The sequence below is a fragment of the Bacillus sp. MC1252 genome (assembly GCF_056838025.1).
This window is the reverse complement of the sequence record NZ_CM166369.1, coordinates 1-21,854: the sequence shown is the minus strand read 5'-3', so window position 1 is coordinate 21,854 and position 21,854 is coordinate 1. Positions and strand designations below refer to the sequence as shown.

Sequence of the window (21,854 nt, the reverse complement as noted above, 5' to 3'; positions counted from 1 at the left end):
TTATCTCTTTTCAACCGTTTTATACAGCGAGCTTCGTTTTGTAGGACTTCACCATCTCAACAAACAGCTGCGTTAACCGGTGGTCGTCTGTCAACTCTGGATGAAAAGAACAACCTAAGATATTGTTTTCTTTCGCCATCACAATCCTGCCATCATATTCAGCTAAGACCTCTACGCTATCATCTGAGCTGACGATATGAGGCGCACGGATGAACACCCCTGTAAACGGCGCATCCAGTCCTTTCACTTCTACACCTGCTTCAAAGCTGTCTACCTGTCTGCCAAATGAATTACGTGCAACAGATACATTTAACAGTCCAAGATGAGCATCTTCTCGATCTTCTATATGCTTTGCCAGCATAATCAAACCGGCACATGTCCCGAAAATTGGTTTCCCTTGAGCAGCGAACGCTTTGATCGGGTCAATAAATCGGTACGTATCCATAAGTCTTCTCATCGTCGTACTTTCTCCACCAGGGATAATCAGACCGTCAACGGCTTCTAGCTCTTCTACTCGTTTGATGATCTTTCCTTCTGCGCCGCAAGTTTCAATTGATTGAATATGCTCTCTCACCGCACCTTGAAGCCCTAGTACACCAATTGTTAGCATGTTCGTTTGCGCTCCCTTAATTACCAGCCACGCTCTTGCATACGCTCTTCTGGCAGTAGATTTGAAATTTCAATTCCTTTCATGGCTGTTCCCAATTCTTTAGAAAGTTCTGCAATGAGACGGTAATCGGTGAAATGAGTCGTTGCTTCTACAATGGCTTTTGCAAATTTAGCAGGATGTTCTGATTTGAAAATACCAGATCCGACAAATACGCCGTCTGCTCCAAGCTGCATCATTAACGCAGCATCTGCTGGTGTCGCAACGCCTCCAGCTGCAAAGTTAACAACAGGCAGCTTGCCTTCTTTTTTGATCTGAAGCAATAATTCATAAGGTGCTCCTAGATTCTTTGCTTCTGTCATCAGTTCATCTTCACTCATCGCCGCTACTTTTCGAATCTGAGCATTGACCTTTCTCATATGGCGGACTGCTTCTACAATGTTGCCTGTCCCAGGTTCTCCTTTCGTCCGCAGCATGGATGCACCTTCTGCAATACGGCGGGTTGCCTCACCTAGGTCACGACATCCACATACAAAAGGTACGGTGTATTCATTTTTATTTAAATGGAATTCCTCATCAGCGGGCGTTAGCACTTCACTCTCATCGATATAATCAACACCAAGCGCTTCAAGAACACGAGCCTCCACGATGTGGCCGATACGTGCTTTTGCCATGACTGGAATCGTTACCGCATTTTGAACTTCTTCCACGATTCTTGGGTCTGCCATTCGGGCAACACCGCCTGCCGCACGGATATCAGCTGGTACTCGTTCTAGTGCCATGACTGCCACCGCACCTGCTTCTTCTGCGATTTTTGCCTGCTCAGCATTGATGACATCCATAATGACGCCACCCTTTTGCATTTCTGCCATTCCACGTTTTACTCGTTCAGTTCCCTTATTGCTCACAATTGTTTCCTCCCATTTGTCTATTCGATTGATTCAACATCTCTATCATACAAGCGAGACAGTATAACAATAAAGAGAATAGTATAACAATTCAATCAGCTGATAAAAAAGGATAAACCCTTATATATAAAGGAATGTCGGCTAAAAAGTTGCCCTTTTCTCTTTTAAGCGTGATTTATATGCTATAATGCAACTATAACAATTTAAAACAGTGTATAACAATTTTGCATACATTGGAGGATTCTCATGCATATTGATATCCATCGACATTCAGATACATCTCTTTCAAATCAGATTTACTTTTCAATCGTTGATCACATTCAATCGGGTCTGCTTCAGCAGGGGGAGAAGCTGCCGACTGTACGTGATTTAGCGAAGCAGCTCAATGTGAGTCTTGTCACAGCAGCAAAGGCATACACACGGCTTAAGGACGACGGATATTTAACAACTGTGCAAGGTAAAGGAACTTTTGTGGATGAGCAGCATGAGCAAACTGACATCCCGGTTCAATCATCTACCTCTTTCGATTGGCAGTTGTCCATTCCAGATTACTTACCGAGGTCTCAATTCGCTCAGTATCATTATGTAGAAGAAGCCATTAACCTTTCTTCTTCTATGATCGATCCAGGACTTTTACCTAACCGGTATTTAGAAAAAGAAATGCAGCATGTACTAGCCAGGCATCCTCAAATTATGTCGAAGTACGGAGAAATACAAGGTGATCTTCAGCTTCGTCAGGTCATTCAGTCTTTTTTAGAAAAATTAGATGTGCCTTCTACTCCTGAAAATATCCTAGTGACAAGTGGTTCTCAGCAAGGGCTTGATCTGGTGTCACGTACGTTTATCGGGCCGGATGATGTGGTCGTCATGGAGGCACCCACCTATCCAGGCGCGATTGATGTCTTTATGGGCAGAGGGGCAAGAATCATTACGGTTCCAGTCGATCATGAAGGGATGAACATGAAGCAGCTTCAAAGCATTTGCGATAAATATAAACCAAAGCTCATCTATACGATCCCTACTTTTCACAGTCCGACAGGCGCCAGTATGTCGATGAAGCGCAGAAAACAGCTTCTCTCACTGGCACAAAGCATTGATTGTCTCATTGTAGAAGATGATCCTTATCGTGAGCTTTATTTTGAAAAGAAGCCGCCAGCACCAATCAAAAGTTTGGATCACGATGGACACGTCATTTATTTACGAGGATTAAGTAAAACACTGGCTCCAGGTTGCAGAATTGGGATTATTACAGCGTCAGGCTCTATATTTAACCGTTTATTAGCGGCTAAGGCCAATAATGATTTAGGCAGCCCTCTTCTCACACAAAAGGCCATATTACCGTTTCTGACATCGAAGAAAATGATTGATCATACGAAAAAGTTAAGAACTGCCTTGAAAGTAAGACGCGATTTAATGATGGATGTTTTGACAAAGCATGCACCGAAGGACGTCACGTGGCAAATACCACAGGGCGGGCTCAATTTATGGCTCAGCTTTCCTTCCTGGGTCGATACACGTGCACTCTTACATGAGGCGCGTAAGCAGCAAATCACCTTTCTGCCAGGCTCTGTCTGCTATCCTGGGGAGCCAAAGCAGAATTATATCCGCCTCAGTTTTTCTTATGTGAATGAAAAGGCACTGACCGAAGGCATGGAAAAGTTATGTGGTATTTTTCAGCAGGCTTTGTCCACACCTCAAAATCATAAACAATCACTTTTCTTTTAACGATAAAAAAACTGCTCTCTATGCATGAGAGCAGTTTTTTATTAGAACCAACCTTTTACTGTATCAACGAGTCCGCCCCAAATGCCAGCGAAGAATCCACCTACACCGCGCATTGCAAGGATGAACCAGTTTGCTTTTTCATCGCCTGTTTTCGTCACAAGCTCAACACCTGATTGGTCTTTATTCAAATAGCCGTAGTCCTTCTCATCACCAGAATAAGAAGTCGTCAGCATGCCAACCTTCGTTCCTTTTTTAATAGGAGCTTCTAGGTTCTTTTTCTTGATATTTACTTTTGCTTTATAACTCTTCTCATCGCCATTTTTTACTGGCACAGAGAAAGCTTCTTTTGTTACGACAGGTACTTCTTTATCTTTCCCTTTATCGACTTCGATGTTTTCATGTCCCTTGATCTGTTGACCTTTTTTGTACATTTCTTTCATCGTAAAGTTTTTAAAAGCATAGTCAAACAGTTTTTTCGCCACGTCGAAACGTGCTGTATGAATATTTCCTTTTGCATTTAGGATGACTGCGATCACACGCATGTCACCACGTTTTGCTGTACCAGTGAAGCTAGAACCAGCTGAGTCAGTAGAGCCCGTTTTTAGACCGTCTACTCCTTCATATTCTTTCACAAGCCCTTTGAGCATGAAGTTCCAGTTTGGCATGTCCATTTCATCGTCTGTGCCTTCTCTGAACTTTGTTTTCGCGATACTTGCTGTTTCAAGAATTTCTGGATGGTCTTTGATGAGATGCTGTGCAAGCAATGCCATATCCTTCGCAGATACTTCACTTTCTTCATCAGGACCCGTACCCTTTGGCTGTTTGCCATGTAAGTCTTTATTTTCTAGTCCAGTTGCATTGACGAATTTGTAGTTTGTTAAACCTAGTTCTTTCGCTTTTGCGTTCATTTTTTCAACGAACTTCGATTCTGATCCAGCGATCACCTCTGCTAGGCCAATCGCTGCTGCATTTGCTGAATAAATAGCCGTTGCTTGATAAAGTTCTTTGACTGTATACGAGCCATCTTTTCTCAAAGGAACGTTGGATAAACTGCGGTCCTGAGAAATTTCGTATACATAATCATCTGGCGTATACGTTTGATCCCATTTCACTTTGCCTTCAGAAATAGCCTCTAGCAATAGATACTCTGTCATCATCTTTGCCATACTTGCAATAGGCAGTCTTTGTTCTGCGTTTTTACTATAAAGAATTTTACCTGTAGAAGCTTCAATAAGGATGGCTGCTTTCGCATTTACATTAAATGGATCTTCAGCCGCTTTTGCTTTGGACATTGGTGTAAAAGCTGTAACAATTAATGCCAGTGCAAGGATAGAGACCATAAGCTGTTTCAACATCTTGCTGTTCAATCGTCATACCTCCGTATTCATCTTTTTTCGACGTTTTTCATATATATTTAATCCACAAGGGCTTATTTCAACACAACAGTATAAATTTTATCACAATAAAGACAAAAAAAATAGACAGAGTCATAGACCCTGTCAAATGTAATTTGATTGTCACAATTTATCAAGAAATTGTGTAGTTTGGTGATTCTTTTGTAATTTGTACATCATGTGGGTGACTCTCACGAAGACCTGCACCAGTCATGCGAATGAACTGAGCTTCTTCTCTAAGTGTGCGTAAGTCTTGTGTTCCACAATAGCCCATACCAGAACGAATGCCGCCAACTAGTTGGTACACTGTATCAACGACAGGTCCTTTGTATGGTGTACGGCCTTCGATACCTTCTGGAACGAATTTTTTATTATCTTCTTGGAAGTAACGGTCTTTACTTCCTTTTTCCATTGCAGCAACAGAACCCATACCGCGATAAACTTTGAAGCGTCTACCTTGGAAAATTTCTGTTTCTCCTGGGCTTTCAGATGTACCAGCTAGAAGGCTTCCGAGCATAACGGCATGTCCACCAGATGCTAGTGCTTTCACGATATCACCTGAATATTTAATTCCACCATCTGCAATAATAGATTTACCATGTTTTCTTGCTTCTGTTGCACAGTCATAAATCGCTGTGATTTGTGGTACACCAACACCTGCAACAACACGTGTTGTACAAATTGATCCTGGTCCGATACCGACTTTCACAATATCTGCTCCTGCTTCAAACAATGCTTTCGTTGCTTCAGCTGTTGCAACATTACCAGCAATGATGTTAAGAGAAGGATACGTTTCACGGATTTTTGATACAGTATTTAGAACACCTTGAGAATGCCCGTGTGCTGTATCAATGACAACGACATCAACATTGGCTTCTACTAATTTTTTCACACGAGTCATTGTATCGCCAGTGACACCAACAGCGGCACCAACAATTAAACGGCCATGTGCATCTTTAGAGGAGTTAGGGAATTCAATCACTTTTTCGATATCTTTAATTGTGATGAGACCTTTTAACGTTCCTTCGTCATCTAAAAGAGGTAATTTTTCAATTTTGTATTGCTGTAGGATTTTTTCAGCTTCTTCTAATGTTGTTCCAACAGAAGCTGTAACAAGTTCCTCTTTTGTCATCACATCGCTAATCTTCATTGAATAATCCGAAATAAAGCGAAGGTCACGGTTCGTAATAATACCAACAAGCTTTTGATCTTGTTCGTTGTTTACAATCGGCACACCAGAAATACGATATTTACCCATTAAATGCTCTGCATCGAATACTTGATGCTCTGGTGTTAAAAAGAATGGATTTGTAATAACGCCACGCTCTGAGCGTTTTACTTTATCGACTTGTTCTGCTTGCTGTTCAATGGACATGTTCTTATGAATGATACCAAGACCGCCTTGACGTGCCATTGCAATCGCCATTTGTGATTCTGTCACAGTGTCCATTCCTGCACTAATAATTGGAATGTTTAGCTTTAATGTGCTTGTTAACTCAACTGATAAATCGACATCACGCGGAAGTACCTCAGACTTTGCTGGAACAAGCAAAACATCGTCAAACGTCAAACCTTCTTTTGAAAATTTACTTTCCCACATTAGTAAATCCCCCTCTTTTCGGCAAAATATTATATGTAGATTATCAACTAGGAAACAGCATGTCAAGGAAGCAACAAACAGTTGCAATTTTTAGAAAATATAGAGAGAGTTGAGGAAGAAGATGAAAAGTTCAGGATGGAAGGATTTAAAACGTTTTTACTCACTCGAAACTTCCCAGAAGTTTCTATTTCAACAATATGAGAAACGGAACATTCAGGATGCGAACGGGCAAGCCTATAAAAACTGTGAGCGATTTATTTATTTTTTAAAACACGGTCATACATTTTATGAACAGGCCGCCATAGCTCCACTAGAACTTAAGCCAATTTTATTATTTTATGGAATGGCGCAGTTGCTAAAGGCATGTTTGCTTACTGTTGATCCTCATTATCCTTCTCAAACCTCTGTCTTAGCTCATGGCGTAACGTCAAGAAAAAGAAAGAAACAGCATTACCGTTTTAGTGAAGATGAAGTGAAAATCCAACGAAATGGACTATGCATGCATGTGTTAAAGCACCTATTTCATTTGAACGGTCTTGAAGATGAACGATTTACGATGATCAATCTTCTTTCGAAAATACCTGAAATGAGCCATGTTCTTGAGTTTCAAAAGCTGCCCTCGACATTAGTCAAAGTCGAACATGCTAATGGAATGTTGATTCAAGATCATATTCCATTGCTTTATAACATGTCAGCTGAACGATTTATTGAGTACTTTGAGTTCCATACAAGTTGGAAGCTCAAACAGAGAGAAGCCAAAAAGCTGACGTTTAATGTATTTCTTGAAGAAAATCCTGCTTTCGCTACTCATCTTCATTATGATTTAGAATTGGATCAATGGTTTATTCCGTCAACACGAGATGCATTTCTAGGGATCCCTGAGATCATCAGCCATTACTTGTTAATGTATAACCTTAGTATGATTGCCCGCTATGAGACAGAATGGTGGTACGAGCTGCTGTCTCAATACATTAGTGATGATTACGTCATGATTGAACGCTACATGGAGATTGCAGAAGAAAAGTTTCCAGCTTATATCATGATGCTGTTAGAAGAAAAAACAAAAAAGACCAGTTCCGTCTGGAACTGATCCTTAGAAAAGCTTGGCGGCGTCCTACTCTCACAGGGGGAAACCCCCAACTACCATCGGCGCTGAAGAGCTTAACTTCCGTGTTCGGTATGGGAACGGGTGTGACCTCTTCGCTATCGCCACCAAACCTGATGGAGAGAATGTTCTCTCAAAACTAGATAACAACGTTCATGCTTCACATTAGAATATAGGTTAAGTCCTCGATCTATTAGTATCTGTCAGCTCCACGTGTCACCACGCTTCCACCTCAGACCTATCAACCTGATCATCTTTCAGGGATCTTACTTCCTTGCGGAATGGGAAATCTCATCTTGAGGGGGGCTTCATGCTTAGATGCTTTCAGCACTTATCCCGTCCGCACATAGCTACCCAGCGATGCCCTTGGCAGAACAACTGGTACACCAGCGGTGCGTCCATCCCGGTCCTCTCGTACTAAGGACAGCTCCTCTCAAATTTCCTGCGCCCGCGACGGATAGGGACCGAACTGTCTCACGACGTTCTGAACCCAGCTCGCGTACCGCTTTAATGGGCGAACAGCCCAACCCTTGGGACCGACTACAGCCCCAGGATGCGATGAGCCGACATCGAGGTGCCAAACCTCCCCGTCGATGTGGACTCTTGGGGGAGATAAGCCTGTTATCCCCGGGGTAGCTTTTATCCGTTGAGCGATGGCCCTTCCATGCGGAACCACCGGATCACTAAGCCCGACTTTCGTCCCTGCTCGACTTGTAGGTCTCGCAGTCAAGCTCCCTTGTGCCTTTACACTCTGCGAATGATTTCCAACCATTCTGAGGGAACCTTTGGGCGCCTCCGTTACATTTTAGGAGGCGACCGCCCCAGTCAAACTGCCCACCTGACACTGTCTCCCTGCCCGATAAGGGCAGCGGGTTAGAAGGTCAATACAGCCAGGGTAGTATCCCACCGATGCCTCCACCGAAGCTAGCGCTCCGGTTTCCAAGGCTCCTACCTATCCTGTACAAGCTGTACCAACATTCAATATCAGGCTGCAGTAAAGCTCCACGGGGTCTTTCCGTCCTGTCGCGGGTAACCTGCATCTTCACAGGTACTATAATTTCACCGAGTCTCTCGTTGAGACAGTGCCCAGATCGTTGCGCCTTTCGTGCGGGTCGGAACTTACCCGACAAGGAATTTCGCTACCTTAGGACCGTTATAGTTACGGCCGCCGTTTACTGGGGCTTCAATTCGCACCTTCGCTTACGCTAAGCGCTCCTCTTAACCTTCCAGCACCGGGCAGGCGTCAGCCCCTATACTTCGCCTTACGGCTTCGCAGAGACCTGTGTTTTTGCTAAACAGTCGCCTGGGCCTATTCACTGCGGCTTCTCGGGGCTTTAACACCCTAAGAAGCACCCCTTCTCCCGAAGTTACGGGGTCATTTTGCCGAGTTCCTTAACGAGAGTTCTCTCGATCACCTTAGGATTCTCTCCTCGCCTACCTGTGTCGGTTTGCGGTACGGGCACCTCTCACCTCGCTAGAGGCTTTTCTTGGCAGTGTGGAATCAGGAACTTCGCTACTAAATTTCGCTCGCCATCACAGCTCAGCCTTTACGGGAAACGGATTTGCCTATTTCCCAGCCTAACTGCTTGGACGCGGATATCCAATACCGCGCTTACCCTATCCTCCTGCGTCCCCCCATTGCTCAAATGGTGAGGAGGTGGTACAGGAATATCAACCTGTTGTCCATCGCCTACGCCTTTCGGCCTCGGCTTAGGTCCCGACTAACCCTGAGCGGACGAGCCTTCCTCAGGAAACCTTAGGCATTCGGTGGACGGGATTCTCACCCGTCTTTCGCTACTCATACCGGCATTCTCACTTCTAAGCGCTCCACCAGTCCTTCCGGTCTGGCTTCACAGCCCTTAGAACGCTCTCCTACCACTGTTCGTAAGAACAGTCCGCAGCTTCGGTGATACGTTTAGCCCCGGTACATTTTCGGCGCAGAGTCACTCGACCAGTGAGCTATTACGCACTCTTTAAATGGTGGCTGCTTCTAAGCCAACATCCTGGTTGTCTAAGCAACTCCACATCCTTTTCCACTTAACGTATACTTTGGGACCTTAGCTGGCGGTCTGGGCTGTTTCCCTTTCGACTACGGATCTTATCACTCGCAGTCTGACTCCCAAGGATAAGTCATCGGCATTCGGAGTTTGACTGAATTCGGTAACCCGGTAGGGGCCCCTAGTCCAATCAGTGCTCTACCTCCGAGACTCTTACCTTGAGGCTAGCCCTAAAGCTATTTCGGAGAGAACCAGCTATCTCCAGGTTCGATTGGCATTTCACCCCTACCCACACCTCATCCCCGCACTTTTCAACGTGCGTGGGTTCGGGCCTCCATTCAGTGTTACCTGAACTTCACCCTGGACATGGGTAGATCACCTGGTTTCGGGTCTACGACCACGTACTCATGCGCCCTATTCAGACTCGCTTTCGCTGCGGCTCCGCATCTTCTGCTTAACCTTGCACGGGATCGTAACTCGCCGGTTCATTCTACAAAAGGCACGCCATCACCCGTTAACGGGCTCTGACTACTTGTAGGCACACGGTTTCAGGATCTATTTCACTCCCCTTCCGGGGTGCTTTTCACCTTTCCCTCACGGTACTGGTTCACTATCGGTCACTAGGGAGTATTTAGCCTTGGGAGATGGTCCTCCCGGATTCCGACGGAATTTCACGTGTTCCGCCGTACTCAGGATCCACTCTGGAGGGAATGACATTTCAGTTACAGGGCTGTTACCTTCTCTGGCGGGCCTTTCCAGACCTCTTCGCTTATATCATTCCTTTGTAACTCCGTATAGAGTGTCCTACAACCCCAAGAGGCAAGCCTCTTGGTTTGGGCTGTTCCCGTTTCGCTCGCCGCTACTTAGGGAATCGCATTTGCTTTCTCTTCCTCCGGGTACTTAGATGTTTCAGTTCCCCGGGTATGCCTTCTCATACTCTATGTATTCAAGTATGGATACTACTCCATTACGAGCAGTGGGTTTCCCCATTCGGAAATCTCCGGATCAAAGCTTGCTTACAGCTCCCCGAAGCATATCGGTGTTCGTCCCGTCCTTCATCGGCTCCTAGTGCCAAGGCATCCACCGTGCGCCCTTTCTAACTTAACCATTTCTTACTTTAGAAAGAATCACTATGTGTGATGAACTTTGCATTGCATTCAATGTGAATGTATTACTTATTGTTATCTAGTTTTCAAAGAACACGTTGGTGGAGCCTAGCGGGATCGAACCGCTGACCTCCTGCGTGCAAGGCAGGCGCTCTCCCAGCTGAGCTAAGGCCCCGATTTATAGAAGATGGTGGGCCTGAGTGGACTCGAACCACCGACCTCACGCTTATCAGGCGTGCGCTCTAACCAGCTGAGCTACAGGCCCATCTTTCATATCGAAGATATGATGTTGTAGGATCTTTTCCAAGTTCCTTCAAAACTAAACAAGACGAAAACGCACGCTGCTCCATATATCCTTAGAAAGGAGGTGATCCAGCCGCACCTTCCGATACGGCTACCTTGTTACGACTTCACCCCAATCATCTGCCCCACCTTCGGCGGCTGGCTCCATAAAGGTTACCTCACCGACTTCGGGTGTTGCAAACTCTCGTGGTGTGACGGGCGGTGTGTACAAGGCCCGGGAACGTATTCACCGCGGCATGCTGATCCGCGATTACTAGCGATTCCAGCTTCACGCAGTCGAGTTGCAGACTGCGATCCGAACTGAGAACAGATTTATGGGATTCGCTAAACCTTGCGGTCTCGCAGCCCTTTGTTCTGTCCATTGTAGCACGTGTGTAGCCCAGGTCATAAGGGGCATGATGATTTGACGTCATCCCCACCTTCCTCCGGTTTGTCACCGGCAGTCACCTTAGAGTGCCCAACTAAATGCTGGCAACTAAGATCAAGGGTTGCGCTCGTTGCGGGACTTAACCCAACATCTCACGACACGAGCTGACGACAACCATGCACCACCTGTCACTCTGTCCCCGAAGGGAAAGCCCTATCTCTAGGGTTGTCAGAGGATGTCAAGACCTGGTAAGGTTCTTCGCGTTGCTTCGAATTAAACCACATGCTCCACCGCTTGTGCGGGCCCCCGTCAATTCCTTTGAGTTTCAGTCTTGCGACCGTACTCCCCAGGCGGAGTGCTTAATGCGTTAGCTGCAGCACTAAGGGGCGGAAACCCCCTAACACTTAGCACTCATCGTTTACGGCGTGGACTACCAGGGTATCTAATCCTGTTCGCTCCCCACGCTTTCGCTCCTCAGCGTCAGTTACAGACCAGAGAGTCGCCTTCGCCACTGGTGTTCCTCCACATCTCTACGCATTTCACCGCTACACGTGGAATTCCACTCTCCTCTTCTGCACTCAAGTTTCCCAGTTTCCAATGACCCTCCCCGGTTGAGCCGGGGGCTTTCACATCAGACTTAAGAAACCGCCTGCGAGCCCTTTACGCCCAATAATTCCGGACAACGCTTGCCACCTACGTATTACCGCGGCTGCTGGCACGTAGTTAGCCGTGGCTTTCTGGTTAGGTACCGTCAAGGTGCGAGCAGTTACTCTCGCACTTGTTCTTCCCTAACAACAGAGCTTTACGATCCGAAAACCTTCATCACTCACGCGGCGTTGCTCCGTCAGACTTTCGTCCATTGCGGAAGATTCCCTACTGCTGCCTCCCGTAGGAGTCTGGGCCGTGTCTCAGTCCCAGTGTGGCCGATCACCCTCTCAGGTCGGCTACGCATCGTTGCCTTGGTGAGCCATTACCCCACCAACTAGCTAATGCGCCGCGGGTCCATCTGTAAGTGACAGCCGAAACCGTCTTTCATCCTTGAACCATGCGGTTCAAGGAACTATCCGGTATTAGCTCCGGTTTCCCGGAGTTATCCCAGTCTTACAGGCAGGTTACCCACGTGTTACTCACCCGTCCGCCGCTAACATCCGGGAGCAAGCTCCCTTCTGTCCGCTCGACTTGCATGTATTAGGCACGCCGCCAGCGTTCGTCCTGAGCCAGGATCAAACTCTCCGAAAAAGAACAAAACCGAAGTTTCGTTTTTCGTCAGTTTGACTGACTACCTATGATGTATCATAGGATTTTTTTATAAAAACTCGAATTAACAGGTACGTTTTGTCTTGTTTAGTTTTCAAAGAACTTGTTCGTCACTCTCTCAAAGCGACCACTTAAATATATCATATATCTCTATCAATAGTCAACATTTTTCTTGAAAAACATTTTATTTTTTAAAGAAGTTTTGCAGTGAAAGAGATAAAAAATAGAGCCTCTTTTTGCTCCTTTGAAAGGTTAACACATATCTATGAAAAAAGCATTATAAATTTCAAAAAAAATCATGTTTTTTCAAAAAAAATAAAGCCGGTGAAAAACCGACTTTACTTTTACTCAGATTGTTCTTGATCTGACTCTATGTTTTCTACATTTTCTTCACTGTTCTCTTCATCGTCTTCTGGTGATTGTTCAACTAATGCCACTGTAGCGACATGTTCATCATCACGTAGACGAATTAGGCGGACACCTTGGGTGACACGACCTGTTGTCGAAATGTCTGAAACGGCCATACGAATGATGACACCGCTCCCTGTAATAATCATCAAGTCTTCTTCAGCTTCAGCATTGGTCGCCTTCACTGTGACAAGCGGACCATTGTTGTCAGTGATCTTGCACGTTTTAAGACCTTTACCGCCTCGAGTTTGAACACGATATTCTTTTTCAGGCGTTAATTTACCATAACCTCTTTCGGTTACGATCAATACGTTTGCATCTGGCTCAAGGATTTCCATTCCAACGACGATGTCATCCTCAGAAAGTGTGATCCCTTTGACCCCAGCTGCCGTACGTCCCATTTCACGAACATCCGTCTCGTCGAAACGAATCAGCATCCCCTTTTTCGTCCCAATGATGATTTGTTTTTCTCCATTGGTTAAACGAACGGCCATCAGTTCATCTTCGTCACGCAGGCTCAGTGCAATAAGACCATTGTTTCGAATGTTTGCAAATTGAGACAATGATGTCCGTTTCGATACACCGTGTCTTGTTGTAAAGAAGAGGTACGAATCTTCATCAAATTCGCTTACTGGGATAATGGCGTTAATCCACTCTCCCTTTTCTACTTCAAGAAGGTTAATAATCGGAATCCCTTTCGCTGTCCGTCCAAATTCAGGAATCTCATACCCCTTGGCACGATAGACCTTCCCTTTATTAGAGAAGAAGAGGATCGTATCGTGGGTCGATGTTGAGATCAGTTGTTCAACGAAATCATCCTCGTTGGTCCCCATTCCTTGGACACCTTTTCCGCCTCTTTTTTGACTGCGGTATGTTGATGCGGGCAGACGCTTAATATAACCATTATGAGTCAGTGTAATCACAATGTTCTCAACAGGAATCAAGTCCTCATCTTCGATTGTTTCAATACCCGCTGTCACAATTTCAGTTCGACGCGTATCATTGAAACGTTCTTTGATTTCTATTAATTCTTCTCTAATGATTTCAAGAACTTTCTCATTGTCTGCTAGGATGGCTTTTAATTCAGCAATCAAATCAACAAGTCCTTTATATTCATCTTCTATCTTTTCTCGTTCTAAACCAGTCAAGCGCTGGAGTCGCATATCAAGAATGGCCTGTGCCTGTTTTTCAGACAAGCTATAGTTTTCCATCAAACCATTTCTAGCAATTTCAGCGGTTTGAGATCCTCTAATTAAGGCAATGACCTCATCTAAGTGATCAAGTGCAATTCTCAAGCCTTCTAAAATATGAGCTCTTGCTTCTGCTTTACGCAGCTCATACGCCGTTCTTCTGCGAATGATCACTTTTTGATGCTCAAGATAATATTCAAGACATTGTTTCAGTGATAAAACCTTTGGCTGTCCATCAACAAGCGCCAGCAAGTTGATACCGAATGAGGTTTGAAGTGTCGTTTGTTTATAAAGATTGTTTAATAGAACATGGACATTCGCATCTCTTCTCAGCTCAATGACAATACGCATACCATTTCGATCTGATTCATCACGCAAATCTGTAATGCCATCAATCTTTTTATCACGGACAAGATCAGCGATTTTTTCAATCAAACGGGCTTTGTTGACCTGGTACGGGATCTCATTGATAACAATGCGCTGTTTACCGCTAGATGTTTCCTCAATATTCGATTTTGCTCTTAATGTAATAGAGCCGCGCCCTGTTTCATACGCCTTTCGAATACCGCTTCGGCCAATGATTTGTCCTGCTGTTGGGAAATCTGGCCCTGGGATGATATCCATAAGCTCCTGTGTTGTCATTTCTGGGTTTTGACTGATGGCCAATACCCCATCAATTACTTCACCTAATTGGTGCGGCGGAATATTGGTCGCCATTCCTACAGCAATTCCTGTCGCTCCGTTGACCAATAAGTTCGGAAATCTTGCAGGCATCACCATTGGCTCTCTTTCACTGCCATCATAGTTATCTTGATAATCAATGGTATCCTTTGTGATATCACGGAGGATTTCCATAGAAATCTTAGATAGACGCGCCTCGGTATAACGCATCGCCGCTGCTCCGTCTCCATCGACCGAACCAAAGTTTCCATGACCATCAACTAACATATAACGATAGTTGAAATCTTGCGCCATCCGAACCATTGCTTCGTATACAGCGCTATCACCGTGAGGGTGGTACTTACCGATAACTTCCCCAACGATACGTGCAGATTTCTTAAATGGTTTATCGCTTGTCATTCCTAGGTCATTCATCGCATACAAAATTCTTCGATGCACAGGCTTCAATCCATCTCGTACATCTGGTAATGCACGCGAAACAATAACACTCATTGCATAATCTAAAAAGGACGTACGCATTTCTTGACTGATATTCACTTCGCGTACATTTGGTGTATGTTGTTCACTCACTATAAGAACCTCCCTTTACGTATCACATGAAATAAATTATGTGGGAGTAAAATATGTATTTATCTTCACAAGACTATTCTTCATTATATCAATAATCTCTGCTTTATACACATTAATTTACTAGAAAATCAACGAAACATAGAAAACCAGGACATTCGTTTCACAGGCCTGAATCTTGAAAAACAACCTTATTCCAAACAAGAAATAAGGTTGTTCTCAAGGGGACCTATCTAAATATCAAGATTTTTCACGTATTGTGCATTTTCTTCGATAAAGTTTCGTCTCGGTTCTACTTTATCTCCCATCAGCATTTCAAATGTCTCATCAGCATCAATCGCATCCTCAAGTGTCACTTGAAGAAGTGTTCTCGCATCAGGATCCATTGTTGTTTCCCAAAGCTGAGTTGCGTTCATCTCTCCAAGACCTTTATAGCGCTGAAGTCCAGGTTTTGGTGTTTGAGGCAATGTCTTTAGCAGCTCATCTAGCTGTTTATCGTTATACACATACTCAACACGTTTACCTTGCTGCACTTTATATAAAGGCGGCTGCGCAATATACACATAACCGTTTTCAATGATTTCACGCATGTAGCGATAGAAGAACGTTAAGAGCAGCGTGCGGATATGGGCACCATCGACATCCGCATCCGTCATGATCACAACTTTGTGATAGCGGGCTTTCTCTAAAGTGAAGTCTTCACCGATTCCAGTTCCTAACGCTGTAATCATAGAACGAACTTCGTTGTTAGATAAAATTTTATCTAGTCGTGCTTTTTCAACGTTTAGGATCTTTCCTCTTAGCGGTAAAATGGCTTGGAAGTGGCGATCACGACCCTGCTTAGCAGATCCGCCCGCAGAATCTCCCTCTACGATATAGAGCTCAGAGATAGAAGGATCTTTAGAAGAACAGTCTGCCAATTTCCCAGGCAGGCTAGAGACTTCAAGTGCACTTTTACGTCTCGTAAGCTCACGTGCCTTTTTGGCTGCCATTCTTGCACGAGCTGCCATCAGTCCCTTTTCCACGATTTTCTTCGCAGAATCAGGGTTCTCTAGCAAGAATTTCTCCAGTGCTTCAGAGAAAAGAGAATCTGTAATGGTTCTCGCTTCTGAATTCCCAAGCTTCGTCTTCGTTTGACCTTCGAATTGTGGGTTTGGATGTTTAATGGAGATAATAGCCGTTAAGCCTTCGCGCACATCTTCACCACTCAAATTCGAGTCTCCATCTTTGAATACGCCATTTTTACGAGCATAATCATTAATGACGCGCGTCAGACCCGTTTTGAAGCCTGCTTCGTGTGTTCCGCCTTCATACGTATTGATATTGTTGGCGAAAGAATAGATATTACTTGTATAGGAATCGTTGTATTGTAAAGCAACTTCAACAGTGATTCCGTCTTTTTCACCCTCGATGTAAACTGGTTCTTCATGAACCACTTCTTTTGAGCGATTTAAATGTTCCACATAGCTCTTGATACCGCCTTCGTAGCAGTATTCATTTCTCCGCTCTTTTCCTTCGCGTAAGTCCTCAATGATAATGTTAACACCTTTTGTTAAGAAGGCTAACTCACGTACACGGTTGGCAAGTGTGTCGTAATCAAATTCAATGGTTTCAGTGAAAATTTCTGGATCTGGCACAAAATGAGTGGTTGTACCTGTTACGTCTGTTTCACCAATAATTTTTAGATCGCCAACTGGAACTCCGCGTTTGAATTGCTGATGATGAATCTTTCCATCACGGTATACTGTCACGTCTAAGGTTGTAGATAACGCATTTACAACAGAAGCCCCTACACCATGCAGACCGCCAGATACTTTATAACCGCTGCCGTCAAACTTACCGCCAGCGTGAAGAACAGTCATAATGACTTCTACTGCAGGTCGTCCCATCTTTTCATGAATCCCAACAGGAATACCGCGGCCATTATCTTTTACTGTAATGCTATTATCTTTTTCAATTTGCACTGTAATGTCTGTACAATAACCAGCTAATGCCTCATCAATACTGTTGTCGACAATTTCCCATACAAGATGGTGAAGTCCTTTTGCATTGGTTGCCCCAATGTACATTCCTGGACGTTTTCTAACAGCTTCTAGCCCCTCGAGCACCTGTATCTGATTTTCATCATAACTATTATGTTGCTGTTCCATTGCCACGTACATTCACCTACACTTTTCTTAAACGATATATTTATATGAATTGAGCTTTTAGACTTCAATTTCAATCACAAATGAAGCACGTTTTTTGAGCGTGCTTGAGGAAAGAGGAGAGTAATACACAGATTTAGTTGTGACGACGATGGATTTGGGTGTCCCTTGTGACAACGAAATGATTTGTTCCTCTTGTTTTTTAAGAAATTCCTCTACAACAGAAGATGACCTCATTTTGTAATCAACAATTGCGACAATCTCTCGTGTAGAAACAACACAATCATCACCTAAATGAATATACAAGACTCACACCTCATTTATCAGTCAATTACTTTTCCACTGGCTACTCTGAAAATTTCCGCTTCTTTCAGGGTAGCGTGATCGATGCCTTCAACACTTGTTGTCGTGACGAAGGTCTGTACACGTCCCTGAATGGTATGGAGCAAATGAGACTGTCTATAATCATCAAGTTCAGATAAAACATCATCGAGTAGAAGAATTGGGTATTCACCGATTTCTTCATGGATCAGATCAATTTCTGCAAGTTTTAGTGAAAGAGCTGTTGTTCTTTGCTGCCCTTGAGAGCCATATGTCTGAACATCCCGACCATTCACAAAGAAAAGAAGGTCATCTCTGTGAGGTCCCCACAGTGTCACCCCTCGGTCTATTTCTCTGTCTCTTAGTTTCTGAAACGATTCTTCATAGCTATTCTTTATTTTCGACAAGTCTGACGCTTCTGATACCTCTATCGCTGTCTGGTATTGGAGCGTGAGTGTTTCTAGCTCTCTAGAAATTCCAAAATGCAACGGCTGCGCCCATTTTTCAAGCTGTTTCGTAAAAGTAAGTCGTCTTTTGACAACTTTCGCTGCCGCATCAATCAACTGCTCTGTTAAAACCTCCAGCATCGCTTGATCCGTTTGCTTTCTTGTTTGCAATTGTTTCAAGTAATGATTTCGCTGAGAGAGGATTTTTTGATAGAGCGATAAATCATGCAAATAGACAGCAGAAACTTGTCCAATCTCCATGTCGAGGAATCTTCTGCGAATTTGCGGGCTGCCTTTCACAAGGCTCAGATCCTCTGGTGCAAACATGATGGTGTTTAAAGCACCAACATAATGACTAAGTTTCTGTTGTTCAATGTGATTGACCTTTCCCTTTTTTCCTTTTTTTGAGATCACGAGCTGCATTGGGAGTGGACCGTTTTTTTTGATGACTCTACCTTCTATTTTAGCATAGTCTTCGTCCCATCGGATAAGTTCTTTATCATTTGACGTACGATGAGACTTTGCCATAGACAATACATAGATCGCTTCCATCAAGTTCGTTTTACCTTGGGCGTTCTCACCGATCATGACATTGACCTTATTGTCGAAATGAAGTTCGGTGTGTTCATAGTTTCGGTATGAGGTTAACGCCAGACTTTGAATGTACATGTATTGTCACCCGTTTCTACTTCACAACTTGAAATGTGCCATAACCTTCAATCTCGACAACATCTCCTGGGTATAATTTACGTCCCCGTCTATTATCTGGCTCTTGATTAATGAACACCTCATGTTCACTTAAAAACCATTTCGCCATTCCGCCAGATTGGATGGCTTCGGCTAATTTCAAAAACTGCCCTAATGTAATCATTTCTGTTTCAATGGTTATAGGATTAGGCATTGTATCGACCTCTTTCAATATCACTAATATCTAATTGTACTAAAAAACAAGACAAGAAGGAAAGGGGGAAAGCGAACTGGGATGAAAGAAAGCATGGTAAACGAGAAGAAAAGCTGCTGTGCACTCACACAGCAGCCATTTTAGATGAACTTAATACGTCCTTACTGGAAGAATCAATTGCAAGATTGAATCATCATTCGGGGTGCGTAAAAGGAATGGTCTCATCGCACCAGTGAAGCTTACATGAATATCAGTTCCCTCTAATACTTTTAACGCATCCAGCATATATTTCGGACTGAAGGAGATCTTTAGGTCCTCCCCTTTAATGTCATCCGCTTGAACCGTTTCAACCACTTTACCAATTTCAGGCGAGTTAGAAGAGATTTCAAGACTCTGCGCAGGATCAGCAGACAGTTTCACGACATTATTCCGTCCCTCTCTTGCCAAAAGTGACGCGCGATCAATCGCTTGAAGGAATTCTTTCGTGTTCACCACGACATCCGTTTTACTTTCTTGCGGGATGAGGCGAGCTGTATCTGGATAATTACCGTCCAGCAATCTAGAGAAGAACAGCACGTTTTGTGCTTTAAAGAGAACTTGCGTTTCTGTAATCACGATGCTCACAAGATCTTGTCCATCATCAAGAATTTTGCTTAGCTCTGTTAAACTCTTCCCTGGAATGACCACATTGTACGAGCTTTCCTCGTTAATATCTAACTTCGCTTTTCTTAAAGCAAGACGATGGCTATCCGTTGCCGTGCATATTAATTCACCTTTTTCCACCTTCCAGTTTACACCTGTCAAGATAGGTCGTGTTTCTGAGGTGGACACTGCGAAAACGGTTTGACGAATTAAGTTTTTAAGCAGATCTGTTGGAATTTGAAAAGCATGGTGCTCTTCAATTTGTGGCAGATGCGGATATTCTTCAGCATCTAAGCCGTTTAGATTAAATTCTGCTGAACCAGAGCGGATGATGGTCAAATGGTTTTGTTCTACTTCTATTTCGACAGTAGACATTGGCAGTTTCTTAACGATTTCGCTAAAAAAGCGGGCCTGCAGCACAATACTTCCCGGACGATCAATTGTAATGACTTCTAAATCCCCATCTCTTTTAGGAATAAAAGATTCAATTGAGATATCAGAGTCGCTTCCTGTTAGGGAAACCCCTTCATCAGATGCAACAATTTTAATCCCTGTCAAAATAGGAATCGTTGTTCTAGAGGATACGGCCTTTAATACATCTTGGACACCTTCAACAAGACGATCTTTTTGAATCGTGAATTTCATAGTGGTCCTCCTAAATTTTCTTAATGACATGTATATATATTTATTTAATAAAAATCGTAGAAGTACTAGTAGGGCTTGTGAATATGTGGATAAGCCGGCAAAAAGAAAGGAAAGACAGCCTATCCACATGTGGACAGACTGTGTATGACCATGCTGAAGTTATTCACATTTTCCCGTACTAATCATATCAGCTTGTTTATTTTAATTGTTCTTTGATCTCTTTGACATGCTGCTGAAGCTGTTCATCTTCAACGATTAATTTCGAGATTTTCTCGTGAGCATGAATGACTGTCGTATGATCACGTCCGCCAAATTCTTCTCCTATTTTAGGCAGAGAGGAATCGGTCATTTCTCTAGAGAGGTACATGGCAATTTGTCTTGGATAAGCAACTGATTTCGTCCGTTTCTTCGCTTTGAAATCTTCTAATCGAATATTAAATTGCTGCCCTACAATTCTTTGAATATCTTTAATCGTAATGATCCTTGGCTTCGATGAAGGAATGATGTCCTTTAGGGCCTCAGCTGCTAGATCCGCATTGATGTCTTTATTAATTAGAGAAGAGTAAGCAACGACACGAATCAAAGCACCCTCCAGCTCACGAATGTTACTGTCGATTTGGTTGGCAATATAAAGCATGACTTCATTTGGTATATCTAAGCCTTCTGCCTTTGCTTTTTTTCGCAAGATCGCAATACGCGTTTCTAGATCTGGCGGGGTAATGTCTGTAATTAGACCCCATTCGAATCGGGAGCGTAATCTGTCTTCAAGTGTCGGAATTTCTTTCGGCGGCCGGTCACTAGAAATGACGATTTGCTTACTTTCTTCGTGAAGTGTGTTGAATGTATGGAAAAACTCTTCTTGTGTTTGTTCTTTTCCTGCTAAAAATTGAATATCATCTATCAAAAGCACATCTACATTCCGATAGCGATTACGGAAGTCGACAGCCTTGTTGTCTCGGATTGAGTTGATAAATTCATTTGTAAATTTTTCAGATGATAGATAGACCACTTTGGCTGATGGATTATGGTCTATAACGTAATGACCAATCGCATGCATCAAGTGGGTCTTTCCTAAACCAACGCCTCCATAAATAAAGAGCGGGTTATAAGCTTTTGCTGGTGCTTCTGCGACTGCAAGTGAAGCGGCATGAGCAAAACGGTTGCCTGAACCAATAACAAAAGTATCAAAAGTATATTTTGGATTCAGCATATTTTGTGGAATTTCAACAGGCTCTTCTTTAGACATTTTTTTAATTGGAGATTTTGGCATGGCTTCCACTTCGTCCTGATTTTGAGGAATAATAAATTTGATGCTGAGCTCTTCACCTGTCAGTTCATAGATGGTATCTGCAATTAGGTGGAGATATCTTGACTCCAGCCAGTCTCTAGCAAATTCATTAGGTGCAGTAATTGTGAGTGTATCTCCTTGAAGAGAATGGGCTTTAGTCGACTTCATCCATGTTTCAAAACTGGGTTTACTCAATTTTGTCTCTATTTTTTGAAGTGCTTTATTCCACAGATCCAAAATATTTTCCAT

The 21,854-nt window shown here is 43.6% G+C and carries 13 protein-coding genes, 2 tRNA genes and 3 rRNA genes; 2 read left to right on the top strand and 16 right to left on the bottom strand.

Annotated elements, in window-relative coordinates:
- Positions 1–19 precede the first annotated feature (19 nt).
- Together pdxT and pdxS are read right to left on the bottom strand one after the other, a co-directional pair.
- Entirely contained in the window at positions 20–610 is a 591-nt protein-coding gene (pdxT, locus tag ACYH0L_RS00090; protein WP_230031764.1) for a pyridoxal 5'-phosphate synthase glutaminase subunit PdxT, read from the bottom strand.
- Positions 611–630: 20 nt separating this feature from the next.
- A complete protein-coding gene (pdxS, locus tag ACYH0L_RS00085) occupies positions 631–1,515 on the bottom strand; it encodes a pyridoxal 5'-phosphate synthase lyase subunit PdxS (RefSeq protein ID WP_482354248.1) in 885 nt (294 codons plus the stop codon).
- A 246-nt stretch (positions 1,516–1,761) separates the two neighbouring features.
- On the opposite strand from pdxS, the gene pdxR reads away from it, so the two are divergent.
- Complete coding sequence (gene pdxR, locus ACYH0L_RS00080; protein WP_099728793.1) at positions 1,762–3,240, top strand: MocR-like pyridoxine biosynthesis transcription factor PdxR; 1,479 nt, start codon at positions 1,762–1,764, stop codon at positions 3,238–3,240.
- Between the two features lie 41 nt (positions 3,241–3,281).
- On the opposite strand, the gene ACYH0L_RS00075 is transcribed toward pdxR, so the two are convergent.
- Positions 3,282–4,607, bottom strand: coding sequence for a D-alanyl-D-alanine carboxypeptidase family protein (locus ACYH0L_RS00075; RefSeq protein ID WP_482354247.1), 1,326 nt, complete (start codon positions 4,605–4,607; stop codon positions 3,282–3,284).
- A gap of 160 nt (positions 4,608–4,767) precedes the next feature.
- Complete coding sequence (gene guaB / locus ACYH0L_RS00070; protein WP_099728795.1) at positions 4,768–6,234, bottom strand: IMP dehydrogenase; 1,467 nt, start codon at positions 6,232–6,234, stop codon at positions 4,768–4,770.
- A gap of 121 nt (positions 6,235–6,355) precedes the next feature.
- Here guaB and ACYH0L_RS00065 point away from each other — a divergent pair, with 121 nt between their 5' ends.
- The gene (locus ACYH0L_RS00065; RefSeq protein WP_230031766.1) at positions 6,356–7,324 is read left to right on the top strand and encodes a YaaC family protein; all 969 of its coding nucleotides are present in this window, start codon (positions 6,356–6,358) and stop codon (positions 7,322–7,324) included.
- 11 nt (positions 7,325–7,335) lie between these two features.
- On the opposite strand, the gene rrf is transcribed toward ACYH0L_RS00065, so the two are convergent.
- From rrf to dnaA, 12 genes are all read right to left on the bottom strand, one after another.
- Positions 7,336–7,451, bottom strand: a 5S ribosomal RNA gene (gene rrf / locus ACYH0L_RS00060).
- A 61-nt stretch (positions 7,452–7,512) separates the two neighbouring features.
- A 23S ribosomal RNA gene (locus ACYH0L_RS00055) occupies positions 7,513–10,443 on the bottom strand.
- 98 nt (positions 10,444–10,541) lie between these two features.
- A tRNA-Ala gene (locus tag ACYH0L_RS00050) sits at positions 10,542–10,617 on the bottom strand.
- Between the two features lie 13 nt (positions 10,618–10,630).
- A tRNA-Ile gene (locus tag ACYH0L_RS00045) sits at positions 10,631–10,707 on the bottom strand.
- A gap of 95 nt (positions 10,708–10,802) precedes the next feature.
- Positions 10,803–12,351 (bottom strand): 16S ribosomal RNA (locus ACYH0L_RS00040).
- The 16S, 23S and 5S rRNA genes sit together here with 2 tRNA genes alongside, the layout of an rRNA operon.
- 362 nt (positions 12,352–12,713) lie before the next feature.
- On the bottom strand, positions 12,714–15,218 hold the full coding sequence (gene gyrA / locus ACYH0L_RS00035) for a DNA gyrase subunit A (protein WP_099726325.1): 2,505 nt from the start codon (positions 15,216–15,218) through the stop codon (positions 12,714–12,716).
- Positions 15,219–15,448: 230 nt separating this feature from the next.
- On the bottom strand, positions 15,449–17,365 hold the full coding sequence (gyrB, locus tag ACYH0L_RS00030; RefSeq protein ID WP_099726326.1) for a DNA topoisomerase (ATP-hydrolyzing) subunit B: 1,917 nt from the start codon (positions 17,363–17,365) through the stop codon (positions 15,449–15,451).
- Positions 17,366–17,422: 57 nt separating this feature from the next.
- The gene (gene remB, locus ACYH0L_RS00025; protein WP_099726327.1) at positions 17,423–17,668 is read right to left on the bottom strand and encodes an extracellular matrix regulator RemB; all 246 of its coding nucleotides are present in this window, start codon (positions 17,666–17,668) and stop codon (positions 17,423–17,425) included.
- A gap of 17 nt (positions 17,669–17,685) precedes the next feature.
- Positions 17,686–18,798, bottom strand: a complete 1,113-nt coding sequence (gene recF / locus ACYH0L_RS00020; RefSeq protein ID WP_099726328.1) for a DNA replication/repair protein RecF — start codon at positions 18,796–18,798, stop codon at positions 17,686–17,688.
- A 16-nt stretch (positions 18,799–18,814) separates the two neighbouring features.
- Positions 18,815–19,030 (bottom strand): S4 domain-containing protein YaaA, encoded by a 216-nt coding sequence (gene yaaA, locus ACYH0L_RS00015; RefSeq protein WP_482354246.1) that lies wholly within the window; start codon positions 19,028–19,030, stop codon positions 18,815–18,817.
- 150 nt (positions 19,031–19,180) lie between these two features.
- Positions 19,181–20,317: a DNA polymerase III subunit beta gene (gene dnaN / locus ACYH0L_RS00010; protein WP_099726330.1), complete on the bottom strand. Its 1,137-nt coding sequence runs from the start codon at positions 20,315–20,317 to the stop codon at positions 19,181–19,183.
- A 196-nt stretch (positions 20,318–20,513) separates the two neighbouring features.
- On the bottom strand, positions 20,514–21,854 hold the full coding sequence (gene dnaA, locus ACYH0L_RS00005) for a chromosomal replication initiator protein DnaA (protein WP_099726331.1): 1,341 nt from the start codon (positions 21,852–21,854) through the stop codon (positions 20,514–20,516).